Below are 18,008 nucleotides of genomic sequence, written 5' to 3' on the forward strand. Positions count from 1 at the left end.
CCCGCCGTTTTCATTAAAACTGCACGCACACCGGCTGATCGACACGCATCACCGACTCCTGCGCGAAGCGAGACTTATAAATCCCGCGTAACGCTTCGATGTTCTTCTCGCTCTGCGCATCTTTACCGTGGATCAGCATCAGCGCCTTGCTCGGCTCGCGCGCCACTTTTCCGTCGTTCCCCAGCCACTGCCCGCGGGCATCAAACACCGTTAAGCCATCGCGAAAGCGCGGCGTCACGTCCTGGTCAACAAACTGCTGCCACTCGTTGGGGGTAATCTGCGCCCCGGCAGGACGGTTCAAGCCGAAATAGAGCGTGGTTTGCTGCATCTGGCTATCCGCTTTGCAGGTCTCCACCGCCGCGTGTTGCGATGGCGCGCTGCAGCCCGCCAGCATCAATAATGCCGCCGCCATTAACCCTGTTTTGATTGTCATGCTTCGCTATCCTCATTGTTATAAGCACAGGGATATCACAGGAAAAGACGGATTTTGGCAAGAAAAAAGCCGGGTGCGCTTGCGCTTACCCGGCCTACGGTTTTCCGTGGGAAAAATTATTCCGGCTGCAGCTTAGACGGCGGCGCGGAGTGGTAATGCGCGTCGGCTTCCGCAAAGCGTTTCTGCATGGAGGCAGACGGTGCTTTACCCAGCAGGCTGAAGACCACGATACCGATGCTGCCGAAGATGAAGCCAGGAATGATTTCGTACAGGCCCAGCCAGGCGAACTGTTTCCAGACGATAACGGTCACCGCACCGATAATCATCCCCGCCAGCGCGCCGTTACGGGTCATACGGGACCACATGACGGAGAACAGGACGACCGGACCAAACGCCGCACCGAAGCCCGCCCACGCGTAGCTCACGAGACCCAGCACGCGGTTTTCCGGGTTGGCCGCCAGCGCAATCGCCACCAGCGCCACCAGCAGCACCATAAAGCGCCCTACCCACACCAGCTCTTTCTGGCTCGCGTTTTTACGCAGGAAGGCCTTATAGAGATCTTCAGTGATTGCACTGGAGCAGACCAGCAGCTGACAGCTCAGGGTGGACATCACCGCCGCCAGGATCGCAGAGAGCAGAATACCGGCAATCCACGGGTTAAACAGAATCTGCGCCAGTTCGATGAACACGCGCTCGGCGTTCTGGTTCACCGCGCCCGCCTGCGCCGGGTTGTTATTAAAGTAGGCGATACCGAAGAAACCGACCGCACACGCGCCCGCCAGACACAAAATCATCCACGTCATGCTGATGCGACGCGCATGAACGATGGTGTGATGAGAATCCGCCGCCATAAAGCGCGCCAGAATGTGCGGCTGACCGAAGTAGCCCAGACCCCAGCCCATCAGGGAGACGATGGCGACAAAGTTCAGCCCTTTCAGCATGTCGACGTTTTCAATGCTCTTCTGCTTGATCACTTCCAGCGATTCGCCAAAGCCGCCAACGGTGAAAATCACAATCACCGGGGTCAGGATCAGGGCAAAGATCATCAGGCTCGCCTGCACGGTGTCGGTCCAGCTTACCGCCAGGAACCCGCCCACGAAGGTATAGAGGATGGTCGCCGCCGCACCGGCCCACAGGGCGGTTTCGTAGCTCATGCCGAAGGTGCTTTCGAACAGGCGCGCGCCCGCCACGATGCCGGAGGCACAGTAGATGGTAAAGAACAGGAGGATAACCACGGCAGAGATAATGCGCAGAATGCGGCTGTTATCTTCAAAGCGTCCGGTGAAGTAGTCCGGCAGCGTCAGGGCATTGTTGTTAGCCTCGGTATGCACGCGCAGACGGCCCGCCACCAGCTTCCAGTTGATCCACGCGCCCACGGTCAGACCGATGGCGATCCAGCTTTCCGAGATGCCGGAGATAAAAATCGCACCCGGCAGACCCATCAGCAGCCATCCGCTCATGTCCGATGCGCCCGCGGAGAGTGCGGTCACCATCGGGCCTAAACTGCGTCCGCCCAGAATGTAGTCGTCAAAGTTTTTCGTGGAACGCCACGCCAAAAACCCTATCAGGATCATGCCAAAAATATAAACGAGAAATGTCACCAGCATCGGTGTGCTAATTGCCATTCAAATTCTCCAAAAGTGTCGAGCGACAACCATCCGGGTTGCCTTGTTATATGATCACCGGAACGAGGTGACGGTATCTTGTGTTTCGGTTGGGCGCGCTATCCTGCCGTATGCGCCCTCCGCTGACAAACGATTTAACACTGCATTTACATCAATTTCATCCCCGGTTTGATACGAGTTTCCTATAGGTTGCACTCGCTCACGCTTTTACGGGTTGCACCTTTGAAAAGTGTTAACTCCCGCATAAAACCAGGCTTTCCGCGACAAAGCCAGCACGTTTTTCCAGCTAACCATTCGTTAACAATCCATTCATTTTCTGGGTTGCAAACCAAGTCACATTTAACATGGTTGCACAAAGTTGCAACATGGTGGATATTTCACGCTAACGACCAAACACGATGAAAGCACAACAGGAGCTTTGGCATGGGTATGACCACCATGGGGGTTAAGCTGGATGACGCGACCCGCGAACGGATTAAGACCGCAGCAACCCGCATTGATCGCACGCCGCACTGGTTAATTAAGCAGGCGATTTTTAACTATCTCGAAAGACTCGAGAGCGACGAGGGCCTGCCGGAGCTGCCTGCCCTGCTCGCCGGTGCCGCCAATGAAAGCGAGGACGCGCCAGCCGCTGGCGATGAAAGCCATCAGCCGTTCCTCGAATTCGCCGAGCAGATCCTGCCGCAGTCCGTCAGCCGTGCCGCCATCACCGGTGCGTACCGTCGCGCCGAAACCGACGCCGTACCGATGCTGCTGGAGCAGGCCCGTCTGCCGGAAGCTATTGCCGCACAGGCGCACAGCCTGGCGTACCAGCTGGCTGACAAACTGCGTAACCAGAAAACCGCCACCGGCCGCGCCGGGATGGTTCAGGGTCTGCTGCAGGAGTTTTCCCTCTCCTCACAGGAAGGCGTGGCGCTGATGTGCCTGGCGGAAGCGCTGCTGCGTATTCCGGATAAAGCCACCCGCGATGCGCTGATCCGCGACAAGATCAGCAACGGCAACTGGCATTCGCACATTGGCCGCAGCCCGTCGCTGTTCGTCAACGCCGCGACCTGGGGCCTGCTGTTCACCGGCAAACTGGTCTCGACCCATAACGAAGCCAACCTGTCCCGCTCCCTGAACCGCATCATCGGCAAGAGCGGCGAGCCGCTGATCCGCAAGGGCGTGGACATGGCGATGCGCCTGATGGGCGAGCAGTTCGTCACCGGGGAAACCATTGCCGAAGCGCTGGCGAACGCCCGCAAGCTGGAAGATAAAGGTTTCCGCTACTCCTACGACATGCTGGGCGAAGCGGCGCTGACCGCCGCCGACGCGCAGGCCTACATGGTTTCTTACCAGCAGGCGATCCACGCCATCGGTAAAGCGTCCAACGGTCGCGGTATTTATGAAGGCCCGGGCATCTCCATTAAGCTCTCCGCCCTGCACCCGCGCTACAGCCGCGCGCAGTACGATCGGGTAATGGAAGAGCTCTACCCGCGCCTGAAGTCCCTGACCCTGCTGGCGCGCCAGTATGATATCGGCATCAACATCGACGCCGAAGAGGCCGACCGTCTGGAGATCTCCCTCGATCTGCTGGAAAAACTGTGCTTCGAACCGGAGCTGGCGGGCTGGAACGGCATTGGCTTCGTGATCCAGGCCTACCAGAAGCGCTGCCCGTTCGTCATTGATTACCTGATTGACCTGGCCAGCCGCAGCCGCCGTCGCCTGATGATCCGCCTGGTGAAAGGGGCCTACTGGGACAGCGAAATCAAACGCGCCCAGATGGAAGGGCTGGAAGGCTATCCGGTCTACACCCGCAAGGTCTATACCGACGTCTCTTACCTCGCCTGCGCGAAAAAGCTGCTCGGCGTGCCGAACCTGATTTATCCGCAGTTCGCCACCCACAACGCCCACACCCTGGCGGCCATTTACAGCCTGGCCGGGCAGAACTACTACCCGGGCCAGTACGAATTCCAGTGCCTGCACGGCATGGGTGAACCGCTGTACGAGCAGGTGACCGGTAAAGTGGCGGACGGCAAGCTTAACCGCCCGTGCCGCATTTACGCCCCGGTGGGCACCCACGAAACCCTGCTGGCATATCTGGTGCGTCGCCTGCTGGAAAACGGCGCGAACACCTCCTTCGTTAACCGCATCGCCGACACCACGCTGCCGCTCGACGAGCTGGTCGCCGATCCGGTGCAGGCCGTTGAGAAGATGGCGGCGCAGGAAGGCCAGATTGGCCTGCCGCATCCGAAGATTGCCCTGCCGCGCGAGCTGTACGGCCAGGGTCGCGTCAACTCGGCGGGGCTGGATCTCGCCAACGAACACCGTCTGGCGTCCCTCTCCTCTGCCCTGCTCAACAGCGCGCTGCAGAAGTGGCAGGCGAAACCGATGCTGGAGCAGCCCGTTGCTGACGGCGACATGCAGCCGGTCATCAACCCGGCGGAGCCAAAAGATATCGTCGGCTACGTGCGTGAAGCCACTGAAGCGGAGGTGGATCAGGCGCTGGACAGCGCGGTGAATAACGCCCCTATCTGGTTCGCCACCCCGCCGCAGGAGCGTGCCGCCATTCTGGAACGCGCGGCGGTGCTGATGGAAGACCAGATGCAGTCGCTCATCGGCATTCTGGTGCGCGAAGCGGGTAAAACCTTCAGCAACGCCATCGCCGAAGTGCGCGAGGCGGTCGACTTCCTGCACTACTACGCCGGTCAGGTGCGCGATGATTTCGACAACGAAACCCACCGTCCGCTCGGCCCGGTCGTCTGTATCAGCCCGTGGAACTTCCCGCTGGCGATCTTCACCGGCCAGATTGCCGCTGCCCTGGCCGCAGGCAACAGCGTGCTGGCAAAACCGGCGGAGCAGACCCCGCTGATTGCCGCACAGGGCATCAACATTCTTCTGGAGGCAGGCGTACCGGCGGGCGTGGTCCAGCTGCTGCCGGGCCGCGGTGAAACCGTGGGCGCCAAACTGACCTCCGATAACCGCGTGCGCGGCGTGATGTTTACCGGTTCGACCGAAGTGGCCTCGCTGCTGCAGCGCAATATTGCCACCCGTCTGGATGCGCAGGGTCGTCCTACGCCGCTCATCGCGGAAACCGGCGGCATGAACGCCATGATCGTCGACTCCTCTGCCCTCACCGAGCAGGTGGTGGTTGACGTTCTGGCCTCTGCCTTCGACAGCGCCGGTCAGCGCTGCTCCGCCCTGCGCGTGCTGTGCCTGCAGGATGACGTGGCGGACCACACGCTGAAGATGCTGCGCGGCGCGATGGCCGAATGCCGCATGGGCAACCCGGGCCGTCTCACCACCGACATCGGGCCGGTGATCGACGCGGAAGCCAAAGCCAATATTGAAAACCACATTCAGGCCATGCGCGCGAAAGGCCGTCCGGTGTTCCAGGCGGTGCGAGACAACAGCGAAGACGCCCGCGAGTGGCGTTCCGGCACCTTTGTGCCGCCTACGCTTATCGAGCTGGCAAGCTTCGACGAGCTGAAAAAAGAGGTCTTCGGTCCGGTGCTGCACGTGGTGCGCTACAACCGCAACAACCTCAACGAGCTGATTGAGCAGATCAACGCCTCCGGCTATGGCCTGACGCTCGGCGTGCATACCCGTATCGACGAGACCATCGCGCAGGTGACCGGCAGCGCCAAAGTGGGCAACCTGTACGTTAACCGCAACATGGTTGGCGCGGTCGTGGGCGTGCAGCCGTTCGGCGGTGAAGGCCTCTCCGGCACCGGTCCGAAAGCGGGCGGTCCGCTCTACCTGTACCGTCTGCTGGCGAACCGTCCTGAGAACGCGCTGGGCGTTACCCTGGCGCGTCAGGATGCGGAGTATCCGGTGGATGCGCAGCTGAAAACCGTGCTGACCCAGCCGCTGGACGCGCTGATTAAGTGGGCTGATAATCGTCCAGAGCTGCGTGCGATTGCGCAGCAGTACGGCGAGCTGGCACAGGCCGGTACGCAGCGTCTGCTGCCGGGGCCGACCGGCGAGCGCAATACCTGGACGCTGATGCCGCGCGAGCGCGTTCTGTGCGTGGCGGATAACGAGCAGGACGCGCTGGTACAGCTGGCCGCTGCGATGGCCACCGGGTGTGAAGTGCTGTGGCCGGACGATGCGCTGCATCGCGACCTGGCCAAACAGCTGCCGAAAGCGGTCTCGGCCCGTATTCACTTCGCGAAAGCCGATGCGCTCCTGACGCAGCCGTTCGATGCCGTCATTTACCACGGTGATTCTGACCAGCTGCGCGAGCTGTGCGAGCAGGTTGCGGCCCGCAGCGGGGCAATTGTTTCGGTGCAGGGCTTCGCGCGCGGGGAAACCAACCTGCTGCTGGAGCGTCTGTACGTGGAGCGCTCGCTCAGCGTCAACACCGCGGCAGCGGGCGGTAACGCCAGCCTGATGACCATCGGTTAATCGTGTAAACTTTCCCCGGTGGCGCTACGCTTACCGGGGCTACAAAACAACCGTAGGCCGGATAAGCGCAGCGCATCCGGCTTTTTTACACGGAGGAGATGATGAAAAGAGTATTTCTCGCAGGCGCAGCGCTGCTGCTGAGCGCCAGCGCGCTGGCCGACGAGTGCGACAAAGCGACCACCCAGGTTGAACTGAATACCTGTAGCGCGCAGCAGTACCAGGCTGCCGACAAAAAGCTCAACCAGACCTATCAGGCCGCCGTCAAACGTGCGGAAGCCCCTCAGCGCGAGCTGCTGAAAAAGGCGCAGCAGGCCTGGATTGCCCTGCGCGACGCGGACTGTGCGTTTATCGGTTCGGGGACGGAAGGCGGCAGCGTTCAGCCGATGATCGTGAATCAGTGCCTGGCGGAGAAAACCGTGGAGCGCGAGGCGTTTCTGGCCTCGCTGATGCAGTGTGAAGAGGGCGACTTAAGCTGCCCTCTCCCACCGGGGAACTAGCGCAAGCGGATCCCTTCGATAATCATCCGCTGCACGTTCTCCAGGGTGCTGTGGAAAAACGCTTCGTCCTGGAGCGTTTTTCCGGTCACCGCCTCGACCTGGGCCGCAAAGTCAGCGTAATGCTGGGTGGAGGCCCAAATCATAAAGATCAGATGATGCGGATCGACCGGGGCCAGTTTTCCGCTGGCCACCCATCCGGCGATAATGGCCGACTTATCGTCCACCAGCTGCTTTAAATCTCCGGTCAGCTCCGCCTGCAATAGCGGCGCGCCCTGCAGCATCTCGAGGCAGAACAGCCTTGATGCCTGCGGGTAATCGCGCGACACCTCCAGCTTCAGGCGTATGTACTCTTTGATCGCCACCAGCGGGGCCAGCTCCTCGCGGAACGCTTTCAGCGGCGCCAGCCAGATATCGAGGATCTGCTGCATCACCGCGACATAGAGCGCCTCTTTCGACGGGTAATAGTAGAGCAGATTGGTTTTGGATACCCCGGACTGCTCCGCCACCTGCTCCAGGCGCGTGCCGTGAATGCCAAACTGCGAAAAGGTCTCCAGCGCCGCGCTGAGGATCGCCTGCTTCTTGGCGCTCACCGCCTGCGAACGTTTACCTGGTGTTTTCACTGCGCCTTGTGTCATTCCCGCTCTCCTTATTCTGCGTTGCCCTCAGCATAGCAAAACCCCCGTCTCGCCACGACATCCTGCACCCCGATCGCGCATGAATGCCTGTTTTCTGTGCAATGTTTTTGACCAGTTAGTCCACATTTAATCGCATCAAACCCCCAACCTATGATTAACACATTAATAACACTGCCATTTTTAAAACTGGCACTGCCTTTGCAAAAACACCGTTACACCTGCGACGTAATGAAGAGAGGTTCGTGATGAAAATTGGCGTATTTGTACCCATCGGCAACAACGGCTGGCTTATCTCGACCACTGCACCGCAATACATGCCGACCTTTGAGCTGAATAAAGCCATCGTGCAGAAAGCGGAGCACTACCATTTCGACTTTGCGCTTTCGATGATCAAACTGCGCGGCTTCGGCGGCAAAACCGAATTCTGGGATCACAACCTGGAGTCCTTCACCCTGATGGCCGGGCTGGCCGCGGTCACCTCGCGGATCCAGATCTACGCCACCGCTGCCACCCTCACCCTGCCCCCGGCGATCGTGGCGCGCATGGCCTCCACCATCGACTCCATCTCCGGCGGACGCTTTGGCGTCAACCTGGTCACCGGCTGGCAAAAACCGGAGTACGAGCAGATGGGTCTCTGGCCGGGCGACGATTACTTCTCTCGCCGCTACGACTACCTGACCGAGTACGTGCAGGTCCTCCGCGACCTGTGGGGTACCGGTAAAAGCGATTTCAAGGGCGACTTCTTCACCATGAACGACTGTCGCGTCAGCCCGCAGCCCTCGGTGCCGATGAAGGTGATTTGCGCCGGGCAGAGCGACGCCGGGATGGAATTCTCTGCGAAATACGCCGACTTCAACTTCTGCTTCGGTAAAGGGGTTAACACGCCTGCCGCCTTCGCCCCGACCGCCGCGCGCATGAAAGAAGCCGCCGACAAAACCGGGCGCGACGTGGGCTCCTACGTGCTGTTTATGGTGATTGCCGACGAAACCGACGACGCCGCGCGCGCGAAATGGGAGCGCTATAAGGAGGGCGCCGACGAGGAGGCCCTGAGCTGGCTCACCGAGCAGAGCCAGAAGGACACCCGCTCCGGGGCGGATACCAACGTTCGCCAGATGGCCGACCCGACCTCCGCGGTCAATATCAACATGGGCACGCTGGTCGGCTCGTACGCCAGCGTCGCCAGGATGCTGGACGAAGTGGCAGCCGTGCCCGGTGCGGAAGGCGTTCTGCTGACCTTCGACGATTTCCTCACCGGCGTGGAGACCTTCGGCGAACGCATCCAGCCGCTGATGCAGTGCCGCGCCCACATCCCTGCCGTCACGAAGGAGGTAGCGTAATGACAACCCTTAACGCACGCCCGGAAGCCATCACCTTTGCGCCGCAGCAGAGCGCGCTGATCGTGGTGGACATGCAAAACGCCTACGCCAGCCAGGGCGGTTATCTGGATCTGGCGGGGTTCGACGTCTCCACCACCCAGCCGGTGATCGCGAATATCAAAACCGCCGTCGCCGCCGCGCGCGCCGCGGGCATGCTTATCATCTGGTTCCAGAACGGCTGGGATGACCAGTACGTTGAGGCCGGCGGTCCCGGTTCACCGAACTTCCACAAGTCGAACGCCCTGAAAACCATGCGTAAACGGCCCGAACTGCAGGGCAAGCTGCTGGCGAAGGGTGGCTGGGATTATCAGCTGGTGGATGAGCTGGTCCCGCAGGCGGACGATATCGTCCTGCCGAAACCGCGCTACAGCGGCTTTTTCAACACGCCGCTCGACAGCCTGCTGCGCAGCCGGGGCATTCGCCATCTGGTGTTCACCGGGATCGCCACCAACGTCTGCGTGGAGTCGACCCTGCGCGACGGCTTTTTCCTCGAATATTTCGGCGTGGTGCTGGAAGACGCGACCCATCAGGCCGGGCCGGAATTCGCCCAGAAGGCGGCCCTGTTCAATATCGAAACCTTTTTTGGCTGGGTCAGTAACGTTGCGGAGTTCTGCGACGCCCTGACTCCTCCGCTCGCCCGTATCGCCTGAGGAGACACACGATGCCGAAATCCGTAATCATCCCGCCGGGCACCAGCACGCCCATCGCCCCGTTTGTCCCCGGCACCCTTGCCGACGGCGTGGTGTATGTCTCCGGCACGCTGCCGTTTGATAAAGACAACAACGTGGTGTTTATCAACGACCCAAAGGCGCAAACCCGCCACGTGCTGGAGACGATCAAAACCGTGATCGAAACGGCGGGTGGCACGATGGAAGACGTGACCTTCAACAGCATCTTTATTACCGACTGGAAAAACTACGCCGCGATTAACGAAATCTACGCCGAGTTCTTCCCCGGCGATAAGCCGGCCCGGTTCTGCATTCAGTGCGGGCTGGTGAAGCCGGACGCGCTGGTTGAGATCGCCACCGTTGCGCACATCGCGAAGTGAGGCAGGCATGAAACTCTCCGTCTCACCGCCCCCGTATGAGGGTGCGCCCGTGGTGGTCCTTATTGCCGGTCTCGGCGGCAGCGGCAGCTACTGGCTGCCCCAGCTGGCCGCGCTGGAGCCGGAGTATCAGGTGGTATGCTATGACCAGCGCGGAACGGGCAATAACCCCGACGCCCTGCCGGAAGGATACAGCCTGGCACAAATGGCGGACGAACTGGCCCAGGCGCTGGCTGAGGCCGGGATTGCCCGCTACAGCGTCGTCGGCCATGCGCTGGGGGCACTGGTCGGCCTGCAGCTGGCCCTCGACCGCCCCGACGCCCTCACCGCGCTGGTGTGCGTCAACGGCTGGTTGACCCTCAGCGCGCATACCCGCCGCTGCTTTCAGATCCGCGAGCGCCTGCTGCATTACGGCGGCCCGCAGGCGTGGGTTGAGGCGCAGCCGCTGTTTCTCTACCCGGCAGACTGGATGGCCGCTCGCGCCCCCCGTCTGGAGGCCGAAGAAGCGCTGGCGCTGGCCCACTTTCAGGGAAAAGCCAACCTGCTGCACCGGCTCAGCGCCCTGAAAAAGGCCGACTTCAGCCGCCACGCCGCGCGCATCCGCTGCCCGGTCCAGATCATCTGTTCCGCCGACGACATGCTGGTGCCCTCTGTCTGCTCGTCTGAGCTGCAGGCGGCCATCCCGCACAGCCACAGCGCGTTGATGCGCCAGGGTGGCCATGCCTGCAACGTCACCGAGCCGGACACCTTCAACACCCTGCTGCTGAACGGGCTTGCCAGCCTGCTGCACAGTCATGAACACGCTTTATAAGGAGCCTTAATGAGCGAAGCCATTACCCCCGCCGCGCTGGAAACCCTGTTCACCGGCGCCCGCACCCATAACGGCTGGCAGGATATTGCCGTCAGCGACGAGACGCTGCGCGAAATCTACGACCTGATGAAATGGGGGCCAACCTCGGCCAACTGCTCCCCGGCACGGATTGTGTTTGTGCGAAGCGCGGAAGGAAAAGAGAAGCTCCGCCCGGCGCTCTCCAGCGGCAATCTGGAGAAAACGCTCACCGCCCCGGTCACGGCGATTGTGGCCTGGGACAGTGAATTCTACGAGCGCCTGCCTGAACTGTTCCCGCACGGCGATGCCAGAAGCTGGTTTACCGCAAGCCCCGCGCTGGCGGAAGAAACCGCCTTTCGTAACAGCTCGCTGCAGGCCGCGTACATGATTTTCGCCTGTCGCGCGCTGGGGCTGGACACCGGCCCGATGTCGGGCTTTGACCGACAAAAGGTCGACGAGGCCTTTTTCACCGGCACGACGCTTAAAAGCAATCTTCTGATCAACATTGGCTACGGCGACCCGGGCAAACTTTACGGGCGCCTGCCGCGCCTGACCTTCGACGATGCCTGCGGGCTGGCGTAAGGAGCGATCATGACGACACCGGATAAGCAAACCTTTCGCGACGCCATGGCCTGCGTTGGCGCGGCGGTGAACATCATCACCACCGACGGCCCGGCGGGGCTGGCAGGCTTCACCGCCAGCGCGGTGTGCAGCGTTACGGATTCACCCCCCACCTTGCTGGTGTGCCTGAACCGCGGCGCGTCCGTCTGGCCGACGTTCAGCGAAAACCGCACCCTTTGCGTGAATACCCTCAGCGCCGGACAGGAGCCGCTCTCAAACCTGTTTGGCGGCAAAACGCCAATGGAAGAACGCTTCGCCGCCGCCCGCTGGCAGGCGGGCGACACCGGATGTCCGCGTCTGGAGGATGCGCTGGCCTCGTTTGACTGCCGCATCAGCCAGGTGGTGAGCGTTGGCACCCATGACATTTTGTTCTGCGACATCGTTTCGATTATTCGCCACCCGGCGCCGCAAGGGCTGGTGTGGTTTGACCGCGGCTACCACGCGCTAATGCGACCCGCCTGTTAAGGCGCTCTAAGGAGACAGACCATGTTCGGATTTCCCCACTGGCAGTTGAAATCGACCTCCACAGAAGCTGGCGTGGTCGCGCCGGATGAACGCCTCCCGCTCGGGCAGACGATGGTGATGGGCGTCCAGCACGCGGTCGCCATGTTTGGCGCCACGGTGCTAATGCCGATGCTGATGGGACTCGATCCCAACCTCTCGATTCTGATGTCGGGTATCGGCACCCTGCTGTTCTTTTTTGTCACCGGCGGGCGCGTGCCCAGCTATCTCGGCTCCAGCGCCGCCTTTGTCGGGGTGGTCATCGCCACCACCGGGTTTAACGGCCAGGGAATCAACCCCAACCTGAGCGTGGCCCTCGGCGGCATCATCGCCTGCGGTCTGGTGTATACCCTGATTGGTCTGGTGGTGATGAAGATCGGCACGCGCTGGATCGAACGCATGATGCCCCCCGTCGTCACCGGCGCGGTAGTAATGGCGATCGGTCTGAACCTTGCGCCGATTGCGGTGAAAAGCGTCTCCGGCTCGCCCTTTGAAAGCTGGATGGCCGTCGTGACCGTGCTGTGCATCGGTCTGGTGGCGGTATTTACGCGGGGCATGATCCAGCGGCTGCTGATCCTGGTCGGGTTGATTGTCGCCTGTCTGGTATATGCCCTGCTGGCGAACGTTTTTGGTCTCGGCAAGCCGGTTGATTTTACGCTGCTGCATCAGGCCGCCTGGTTCGGCCTGCCGCAGATCACCTCCCCCACCTTTAACACCCAGGCGATGATGCTTATCGCCCCCGTCGCCGTTATCCTGGTGGCGGAAAACCTGGGCCACCTGAAGGCGGTCGCGGGAATGACCGGACGCAGCATGGACCCGTACATGGGCCGCGCCTTCGTCGGCGACGGGCTGGCGACCATGCTCTCCGGTTCCGTGGGCGGCAGCGGCGTTACCACCTATGCCGAGAATATCGGCGTGATGGCGGTGACCAAAGTCTATTCGACGCTGGTCTTCGTGGCGGCGGCGGTGATGGCGATGCTGCTCGGCTTCTCGCCGAAATTCGGCGCGCTGATCCATACCATTCCGTCACCGGTCATCGGCGGGGCATCAATCGTGGTGTTTGGGCTGATCGCCGTGGCCGGGGCGCGCATCTGGGTGCAGCATCGGGTCGATCTCAGCCAGAACGGCAACCTGATTATGGTGGCCGTTACGCTGGTGCTGGGCGCGGGCGATTTTGCCCTGACGCTGGGCGGGTTTACGATCGGCGGGATTGGCACGGCGACCTTCGGCGCGATCCTGCTTAACGCCCTGCTGAGCCGCCGGATGGCCGCTGCGCCGCAGGGCGAGGTGGTGCGTCAGGAGTCGTGAAATCTGAATGTCGGGTGACGGCGATGCCTTACCCGACCTTTATGTTCGCTAAGAACACCTTTATGTCAGGCAATCACGCCTGCTCAAACAGTCGTTCGATAGATTTTGTAGGAAAGAAAAGAGAATGGCTGTTTTCAACCGTCAGCGGAATAAAGCCCTGCTTCAGATAAAAGTGTTTTGCCTGGTCGTTGAGTGCATCAACAAATATTCCGTGTACGCCCACCGCCTGCGATGCCAGATAGACAACCCGCATGGCATGCGTGACGAGCGTCGTTCCCCACTCCAGCCCCTGTAAGTCTTTATGTATCGCCAGGCGCCCCAGCGTTACGCTCGGTACGTTGCTATAAGGGATTCGACGCTGCTGAGTCTTAGAAGGCAGCATCGCTTTTTCAAAGCAACTACCAGACAACGTGTAATAGCCCAGGACCCGCGGACCATCGCGATCTTTAAGCAAATAGCCTCGCAAAATACGCCCATTGTGCTGACGCACCAGATGTTCTGTGAGGAAGACATTTAGCGAGGGTTCACCACAATCGAAGTCCCTGAAATTATAGTCTTTTCCCTCTGAAAACATTTCGATCGTGAGATTGTCCACGACGCTTCACTCCATGTTTCGAAGACGTTTTGCCGCTCGCTTCAGGCGTTCATTTGGCTCTGGTGGATTGTCGATGGCATCCATCACCGCATTCCAGGATGCTTCGTTTAATACGAGACGGCGGTGCTGCTCGATGACTTCCGCTGCCCGCTCTGACGCACTGTTCACCATAAACTGGGTGATCGTTTGATTCGTCATCGCTGCCGCTTCTTCAATCATTGTTTTGTCTTCGTCCGTTAAGCGAAGATCGATACGCTGTTTTTTCAGTGCTGGCATGGTTTACTTCACCGTGTACGGTATTTATCCGTACACATCGTAGATAAACCCGTCTGTTTTTTCAATCTAAACCTTCTTCAGCAGTCATGTCGCTCACCGGGTTCCGACGCTTTCTGAGCTTCAACTCGCTCACCAGCACCCCGGCGACAATAAACGCCGCGCCCACAAGGGCCAGCAGCGGCAGACGTTCCCCGGCGAGTCGCCCGAAAATGCCCGCCCAGACCGGCTCGCCGGTGTAGATGACCGTTGCCCGCGTTGGCGATACGCTGCGCTGCGCCCAGTTCATGGTGACCTGGATAATGGCGCTGAAGATACCGAGCCCCAGCGCCACCACGACCAGGCCGGTAGACATCGGCGGCACAGACTCCCCTGCCGGCACCATCGTCGCAAAGGCCACCAGCGAGGCCGTGGCGAGCTGCACCACCGTCACCCGCTTAACGTCGACCTTGCCCGCCCAGGCGCTGATCAGAATAATCTCCGCCGCAATGGCAATCGCCCCAATCAGGGTGATGATTTCACCCTGTCCCAGCGCCAGAAGATTGTTTTCCGGCCCGGCCAGTAAGATCAGGCCGATAAACGCCAGCACGATGCCAATACAGGACATCAGACCCGGCAGCCGCCCCAGGCACAGCCATTGCAGTAGCGGCACCAGCGGCACATACATGGCAGTGATAAACGCGGATTTGCTGCTGGAGATGGTCTGCAATCCCCACGTCTGCAGGCTGTAGCCCATGGCTATCGCTATCCCAATCGCCACGCCCGCCTTAAGCTCTTTCAGCGTCAGACCCCGCAGCGTTTTAAGGGATATTAGCCCCACGGCTAACGCCGCCGTCGCAAAGCGAAGGCCGACAAAGAAGAACGGATCGCTGAGGGTCACCGCGTACTGAATGGCCAGAAACGTCCCGCCCCAAAACATGGTGATGAGAATGAGGATGGCTTCCTGTGGTTTTACGGAGAATTTAAAGCGTGAGACAGACATGCGGCACCAGCAAATGAGAACAATTCTGTAGTGTGCGTTGCCTTTGGTTACAGTTCAATGTTGCAGAAATAAAAAAACCGCCGGGGGAAACCCGGCGGCAGGGAGTCAACCCGGCGAATTACTTATTACCGCCATGGCTGTTTTTCCCCCCTTTCTTGCCAGCCTCAGATGCGCGCTGAGGGTCATTTTTAAAATTACCCCCGCTATGCTGGCCACCTTTACGGCCTGCTTCTGATGCTCTTTCACGGTCTTCTGCGAAATTACCTGAACCACCACGATGGTTTGCCATCTCTAACCTCCAGAGTGTGAAACATTAGACATCATATTGCATTCAGTAAAAGAGGATTCTTTCACCTCGCGGCTCAAGGACAACGCCTTTATCTGTGCCGCGTGAAACTAAGCTTAGTGGAATGAGGTTATCCGGCAAGCCGAAGGTAATATCCTGCAACATGATCTCAGTCTTTCGGGTGAGATGACGCGGCGGTAATTCATAAGCCTTTCTTATCATTTTAAAAATCCGCACCGGGAAAGTTGTATCATTTTGCTACAAAGCCATTTTTCTCCTCATGTTGTTATAAATCAAATAAATGGCGTTCATTTTTGCAGTCTGGCTGTGATGACATATCTTTAAAAGAGCGCAGCGATCCGCTGTCAGAGAAACCAACGAGGAGTGAAGCAAAATGGCAAAAGTTCTGGTGCTCTATTATTCCATGTATGGACACATTGAAACCATGGCTCACGCGGTAGCAGAAGGTGCAAACAGGGTTGACGGCGTTGAGGTTGTGGTGAAACGCGTACCGGAAACCATGCAGGCGGAAGCCTTCGCGAAAGCCGGGGGAAAAACACAAAACGCCCCGGTCGCCACCCCGCAGGAGCTGGCGGATTATGATGCCATTATCTTCGGCACCCCAACCCGCTTCGGCAATATGTCAGGCCAGATGCGCACCTTCCTCGATCAAACCGGCGGACTTTGGGCATCCGGGGCGCTCTACGGCAAACTCGCCAGCGTATTTAGCTCTACCGGCACCGGCGGCGGTCAGGAGCAGACGATTACCTCAACCTGGACTACCCTTGCTCATCACGGGATGGTGATTGTGCCAATTGGCTACGGCGCGCAGGAGCTGTTTGATATTTCCCAGGTGCGCGGCGGTACGCCGTACGGTGCAACCACCATTGCCGGTGGGGATGGTTCACGCCAGCCAAGCAATGAAGAACTGTCTATCGCCCGCTATCAGGGTGAATACGTCGCGGGTCTGGCCAAAAAACTCAACGGCTAACACCCAACAGGAGGACAAGCATGCCAACTCAAGAATCCAAAGCTCACCACGTGGGCGAATGGGCAAGTTTACGCAACACCTCTCCGGAGATTGCCGAAGCTATCTTTGAAGTCGCGAAATACGATGAAAAGCTGGCCGAGCAGATTTGGGAAGAAGGCAACGATGAAGTGCTGGTGCGCGCCTTCGAAAAAACGGACAAAGACTCGCTCTTCTGGGGTGAGCAAACCATCGAACGTAAAAACGTTTAAGTGTTTCCCCCCGCCATTACGCGGGGGGTTCTCCTTTACTTCGCCGCGTTATTCATCACCGCATTGAATTTATCAACAGGACAGAAGCCGTTCGCATCCACCGGGCAGCCCTTCAGCTCCAGCGTCACGCGCTGCGCCGGAGACTGCAGCGACAGCACGCTGGCGTTGCGCAGCTGCTCTGAGCTCTGATAGACATACTCAATTTTCATCAGCTCCTGGTTGGCATTTTTGTCATGCCAGCGCTGGAAGACAATCTTGCCGCCAATCGGGGTGCGCTCCTGCTGGTCGTGCAGCTGGTACGGTTTGAAATCGAGGGCGGTGAGCAGGGAAGCAATGTTCGAATCATGCCCCACCAGCAGGGTGATCTTAGGCGCTTTCGCCTGCTCGGTGACCAGCGTTTTATCGATATACTTCACCAGCGGTTTCGCCACGTTTTGCGCCACCTCGGTAGAGGTAAACAGCGAGTCCTGATAGCCGTTTTTCAGCTTCGACAGCACGCGCCACTGCTGGTCGGTTTTGATTTCGCCCCAGGCCACCTGGTCGGCCGGGAAGCCTTCGTAATACTGCAGCGTGAACGCGTCCACCAGCGAGTTGCCCACCTTCAGCGGCCCGGATACGCCAGGCTCTTTTTCATAGTCGGCGCTGAAGGTATCTTTCGCGTCCGCCAGCGAGCAGACCTTTTTCTCTTTGCAGGACGGCGAGTCGGCGTAGTTGGTCATCTGCTCCAGCAGCTTGTAGCTTTCACCAAGCTGCATTTTCTGCCGCTCGGACTCCATCGCCTTGAGCGCTTTTTCGCGGAATTCCGGCGAGTTATCGGTAATCACCGGATTGAATGTCGGGTCCATGGTGCCCATTTTTTCCTGATGGTGCACGGGCACATCGCAGCCCGGGAACGCGCCGGTAATGAAGAACTGCGCGGTGGCGACGGTGCGCTGCAGGCTGTTGGCGTAAGCATAAACGCTATCCGCCGGTGGACATTCTCCCGTCTTCACCATCCCCTGCTGCGCCAGCCACTCGCGCATGTAGTGCCCCATATACACCTCCAGCACGCCACCTTTGGTGGTGAGCTGGCCGCCCGGCACTTCCCACTCCGGCCACTGCTTCGGCGTGGACTGCTCCAGCACGCTGCCGTTATTGGCTAGCGGCGCGCGCAGGTTGTGACGGCTCATGATTAAAACTTGCTCCAGCTGATACCCTTCCGGCGTCTCTTGCGCCTGTACGCCAAACGTTGCTGAAATGGAACCGGCGACTGCCAGCGCGAGTAGTGCTTTTCTCATCCCTAATTCCTCACTCGTTTTAAAATGTCGCGTTCAGTGTGACAGGTTCGTCACAATTTTCCGGGAAGCATTTCTCAAACTGATGATTAACGCGCTTACG

19 protein-coding genes are annotated in these 18,008 nt (G+C 59.6%); 11 read left to right on the forward strand and 8 right to left on the reverse strand.

Going from position 1 to position 18,008, the window contains the following annotated elements; genetic code table 11:
* Positions 1-13 precede the first annotated feature (13 nt).
* Positions 14-433, reverse strand: coding sequence for a DUF3574 domain-containing protein (locus tag B498_RS18545; protein WP_008499814.1), 420 nt, complete (start codon positions 431-433; stop codon positions 14-16).
* Positions 434-549: 116 nt separating this feature from the next.
* On the reverse strand, positions 550-2,058 hold the full coding sequence (gene putP, locus B498_RS18540) for a sodium/proline symporter PutP (protein ID WP_008499815.1): 1,509 nt from the start codon (positions 2,056-2,058) through the stop codon (positions 550-552).
* 423 nt (positions 2,059-2,481) lie between these two features.
* On the opposite strand from putP, the gene putA reads away from it, so the two are divergent.
* The gene (gene putA / locus B498_RS18535; RefSeq protein ID WP_008499816.1) at positions 2,482-6,444 is read left to right on the forward strand and encodes a trifunctional transcriptional regulator/proline dehydrogenase/L-glutamate gamma-semialdehyde dehydrogenase; all 3,963 of its coding nucleotides are present in this window, start codon (positions 2,482-2,484) and stop codon (positions 6,442-6,444) included.
* 101 nt (positions 6,445-6,545) lie between these two features.
* Entirely contained in the window at positions 6,546-6,941 is a 396-nt protein-coding gene (locus tag B498_RS18530) for a lysozyme inhibitor LprI family protein (RefSeq protein WP_008499817.1), read from the forward strand.
* Here B498_RS18530 and rutR read toward each other — a convergent pair.
* Positions 6,938-7,576, reverse strand: coding sequence for an HTH-type transcriptional regulator RutR (rutR, locus tag B498_RS18525; RefSeq protein WP_008499819.1), 639 nt, complete (start codon positions 7,574-7,576; stop codon positions 6,938-6,940). The genes B498_RS18530 and rutR overlap by 4 nt on opposite strands.
* 245 nt (positions 7,577-7,821) lie before the next feature.
* Here rutR and rutA point away from each other — a divergent pair, with 245 nt between their 5' ends.
* Genes rutA through rutG form a run of 7 tightly spaced genes read left to right on the forward strand, consistent with a single transcriptional unit; the run spans position 7,822 to position 13,256 of the window.
* On the forward strand, positions 7,822-8,913 hold the full coding sequence (gene rutA, locus B498_RS18520; RefSeq protein ID WP_008499820.1) for a pyrimidine utilization protein A: 1,092 nt from the start codon (positions 7,822-7,824) through the stop codon (positions 8,911-8,913).
* On the forward strand, positions 8,913-9,602 hold the full coding sequence (rutB, locus tag B498_RS18515; RefSeq protein ID WP_008499821.1) for a pyrimidine utilization protein B: 690 nt from the start codon (positions 8,913-8,915) through the stop codon (positions 9,600-9,602). Before rutA ends, rutB begins: the two co-directional genes overlap by 1 nt.
* A gap of 11 nt (positions 9,603-9,613) precedes the next feature.
* Positions 9,614-10,000, forward strand: a complete 387-nt coding sequence (gene rutC / locus B498_RS18510; protein ID WP_008499822.1) for a pyrimidine utilization protein C — start codon at positions 9,614-9,616, stop codon at positions 9,998-10,000.
* Positions 10,001-10,007: 7 nt separating this feature from the next.
* Positions 10,008-10,808, forward strand: coding sequence for a pyrimidine utilization protein D (rutD, locus tag B498_RS18505; RefSeq protein WP_008499823.1), 801 nt, complete (start codon positions 10,008-10,010; stop codon positions 10,806-10,808).
* 9 nt (positions 10,809-10,817) lie between these two features.
* Entirely contained in the window at positions 10,818-11,408 is a 591-nt protein-coding gene (locus B498_RS18500) for a malonic semialdehyde reductase (protein ID WP_008499824.1), read from the forward strand.
* 9 nt (positions 11,409-11,417) lie between these two features.
* Positions 11,418-11,912 carry an NADH-dependent FMN reductase RutF gene (gene rutF, locus B498_RS18495; RefSeq protein ID WP_008499825.1) on the forward strand — a complete coding sequence of 165 codons (495 nt, stop codon included), beginning with the start codon at positions 11,418-11,420 and terminating at the stop codon, positions 11,910-11,912.
* 21 nt (positions 11,913-11,933) lie between these two features.
* Complete coding sequence (rutG, locus tag B498_RS18490) at positions 11,934-13,256, forward strand: pyrimidine utilization transport protein G (protein ID WP_008499826.1); 1,323 nt, start codon at positions 11,934-11,936, stop codon at positions 13,254-13,256.
* Positions 13,257-13,329: 73 nt separating this feature from the next.
* On the opposite strand, the gene B498_RS18485 is transcribed toward rutG, so the two are convergent.
* From B498_RS18485 to B498_RS0121180, 4 genes are all read right to left on the reverse strand, one after another.
* Positions 13,330-13,851 (reverse strand): GNAT family N-acetyltransferase, encoded by a 522-nt coding sequence (locus tag B498_RS18485; protein WP_008499828.1) that lies wholly within the window; start codon positions 13,849-13,851, stop codon positions 13,330-13,332.
* A 6-nt stretch (positions 13,852-13,857) separates the two neighbouring features.
* Entirely contained in the window at positions 13,858-14,127 is a 270-nt protein-coding gene (locus B498_RS18480; RefSeq protein WP_008499829.1) for a DUF1778 domain-containing protein, read from the reverse strand.
* A 61-nt stretch (positions 14,128-14,188) separates the two neighbouring features.
* On the reverse strand, positions 14,189-15,106 hold the full coding sequence (locus B498_RS18475) for a DMT family transporter (protein ID WP_008499830.1): 918 nt from the start codon (positions 15,104-15,106) through the stop codon (positions 14,189-14,191).
* Between the two features lie 118 nt (positions 15,107-15,224).
* Positions 15,225-15,395: a general stress protein gene (locus tag B498_RS0121180; RefSeq protein ID WP_013097201.1), complete on the reverse strand. Its 171-nt coding sequence runs from the start codon at positions 15,393-15,395 to the stop codon at positions 15,225-15,227.
* 391 nt (positions 15,396-15,786) lie between these two features.
* On the opposite strand from B498_RS0121180, the gene wrbA reads away from it, so the two are divergent.
* The gene (wrbA, locus tag B498_RS18470; RefSeq protein WP_008499831.1) at positions 15,787-16,383 is read left to right on the forward strand and encodes an NAD(P)H:quinone oxidoreductase; all 597 of its coding nucleotides are present in this window, start codon (positions 15,787-15,789) and stop codon (positions 16,381-16,383) included.
* A gap of 20 nt (positions 16,384-16,403) precedes the next feature.
* On the forward strand, positions 16,404-16,631 hold the full coding sequence (locus tag B498_RS18465) for a YccJ family protein (RefSeq protein ID WP_008499832.1): 228 nt from the start codon (positions 16,404-16,406) through the stop codon (positions 16,629-16,631).
* Between the two features lie 35 nt (positions 16,632-16,666).
* On the opposite strand, the gene agp is transcribed toward B498_RS18465, so the two are convergent.
* Positions 16,667-17,908 carry a bifunctional glucose-1-phosphatase/inositol phosphatase gene (gene agp, locus B498_RS18460; protein WP_008499833.1) on the reverse strand — a complete coding sequence of 414 codons (1,242 nt, stop codon included), beginning with the start codon at positions 17,906-17,908 and terminating at the stop codon, positions 16,667-16,669.
* Between the last annotated feature and the right edge of the window lie 100 nt (positions 17,909-18,008).

Source organism: Enterobacter sp. SST3 (genome assembly GCF_000286655.1).
GTDB lineage: Bacteria > Pseudomonadota > Gammaproteobacteria > Enterobacterales > Enterobacteriaceae > Enterobacter > Enterobacter roggenkampii.

Bases quoted from the DNA above. Each gene is read 5' to 3' on its own strand.
- agp (WP_008499833.1), bottom strand. From the start codon at position 17,908: ATGAGAAAAGCACTACTCGCGCTGGCAGTCGCCGGTTCCATTTCAGCA.
- rutB (WP_008499821.1), top strand. From the start codon at position 8,913: ATGACAACCCTTAACGCACGCCCGGAAGCCATCACCTTTGCGCCGCAG.
- rutD (WP_008499823.1), top strand. From the start codon at position 10,008: ATGAAACTCTCCGTCTCACCGCCCCCGTATGAGGGTGCGCCCGTGGTG.
- rutA (WP_008499820.1), top strand. From the start codon at position 7,822: ATGAAAATTGGCGTATTTGTACCCATCGGCAACAACGGCTGGCTTATC.
- B498_RS18475 (WP_008499830.1), bottom strand. From the start codon at position 15,106: ATGTCTGTCTCACGCTTTAAATTCTCCGTAAAACCACAGGAAGCCATC.
- putA (WP_008499816.1), top strand. From the start codon at position 2,482: ATGGGTATGACCACCATGGGGGTTAAGCTGGATGACGCGACCCGCGAA.
- B498_RS18500 (WP_008499824.1), top strand. From the start codon at position 10,818: ATGAGCGAAGCCATTACCCCCGCCGCGCTGGAAACCCTGTTCACCGGC.
- B498_RS18480 (WP_008499829.1), bottom strand. From the start codon at position 14,127: ATGCCAGCACTGAAAAAACAGCGTATCGATCTTCGCTTAACGGACGAA.
- B498_RS0121180 (WP_013097201.1), bottom strand. From the start codon at position 15,395: ATGGCAAACCATCGTGGTGGTTCAGGTAATTTCGCAGAAGACCGTGAA.
- rutC (WP_008499822.1), top strand. From the start codon at position 9,614: ATGCCGAAATCCGTAATCATCCCGCCGGGCACCAGCACGCCCATCGCC.
- B498_RS18530 (WP_008499817.1), top strand. From the start codon at position 6,546: ATGAAAAGAGTATTTCTCGCAGGCGCAGCGCTGCTGCTGAGCGCCAGC.
- B498_RS18465 (WP_008499832.1), top strand. From the start codon at position 16,404: ATGCCAACTCAAGAATCCAAAGCTCACCACGTGGGCGAATGGGCAAGT.
- wrbA (WP_008499831.1), top strand. From the start codon at position 15,787: ATGGCAAAAGTTCTGGTGCTCTATTATTCCATGTATGGACACATTGAA.
- B498_RS18545 (WP_008499814.1), bottom strand. From the start codon at position 433: ATGACAATCAAAACAGGGTTAATGGCGGCGGCATTATTGATGCTGGCG.
- rutR (WP_008499819.1), bottom strand. From the start codon at position 7,576: ATGACACAAGGCGCAGTGAAAACACCAGGTAAACGTTCGCAGGCGGTG.
- rutG (WP_008499826.1), top strand. From the start codon at position 11,934: ATGTTCGGATTTCCCCACTGGCAGTTGAAATCGACCTCCACAGAAGCT.
- rutF (WP_008499825.1), top strand. From the start codon at position 11,418: ATGACGACACCGGATAAGCAAACCTTTCGCGACGCCATGGCCTGCGTT.
- putP (WP_008499815.1), bottom strand. From the start codon at position 2,058: ATGGCAATTAGCACACCGATGCTGGTGACATTTCTCGTTTATATTTTT.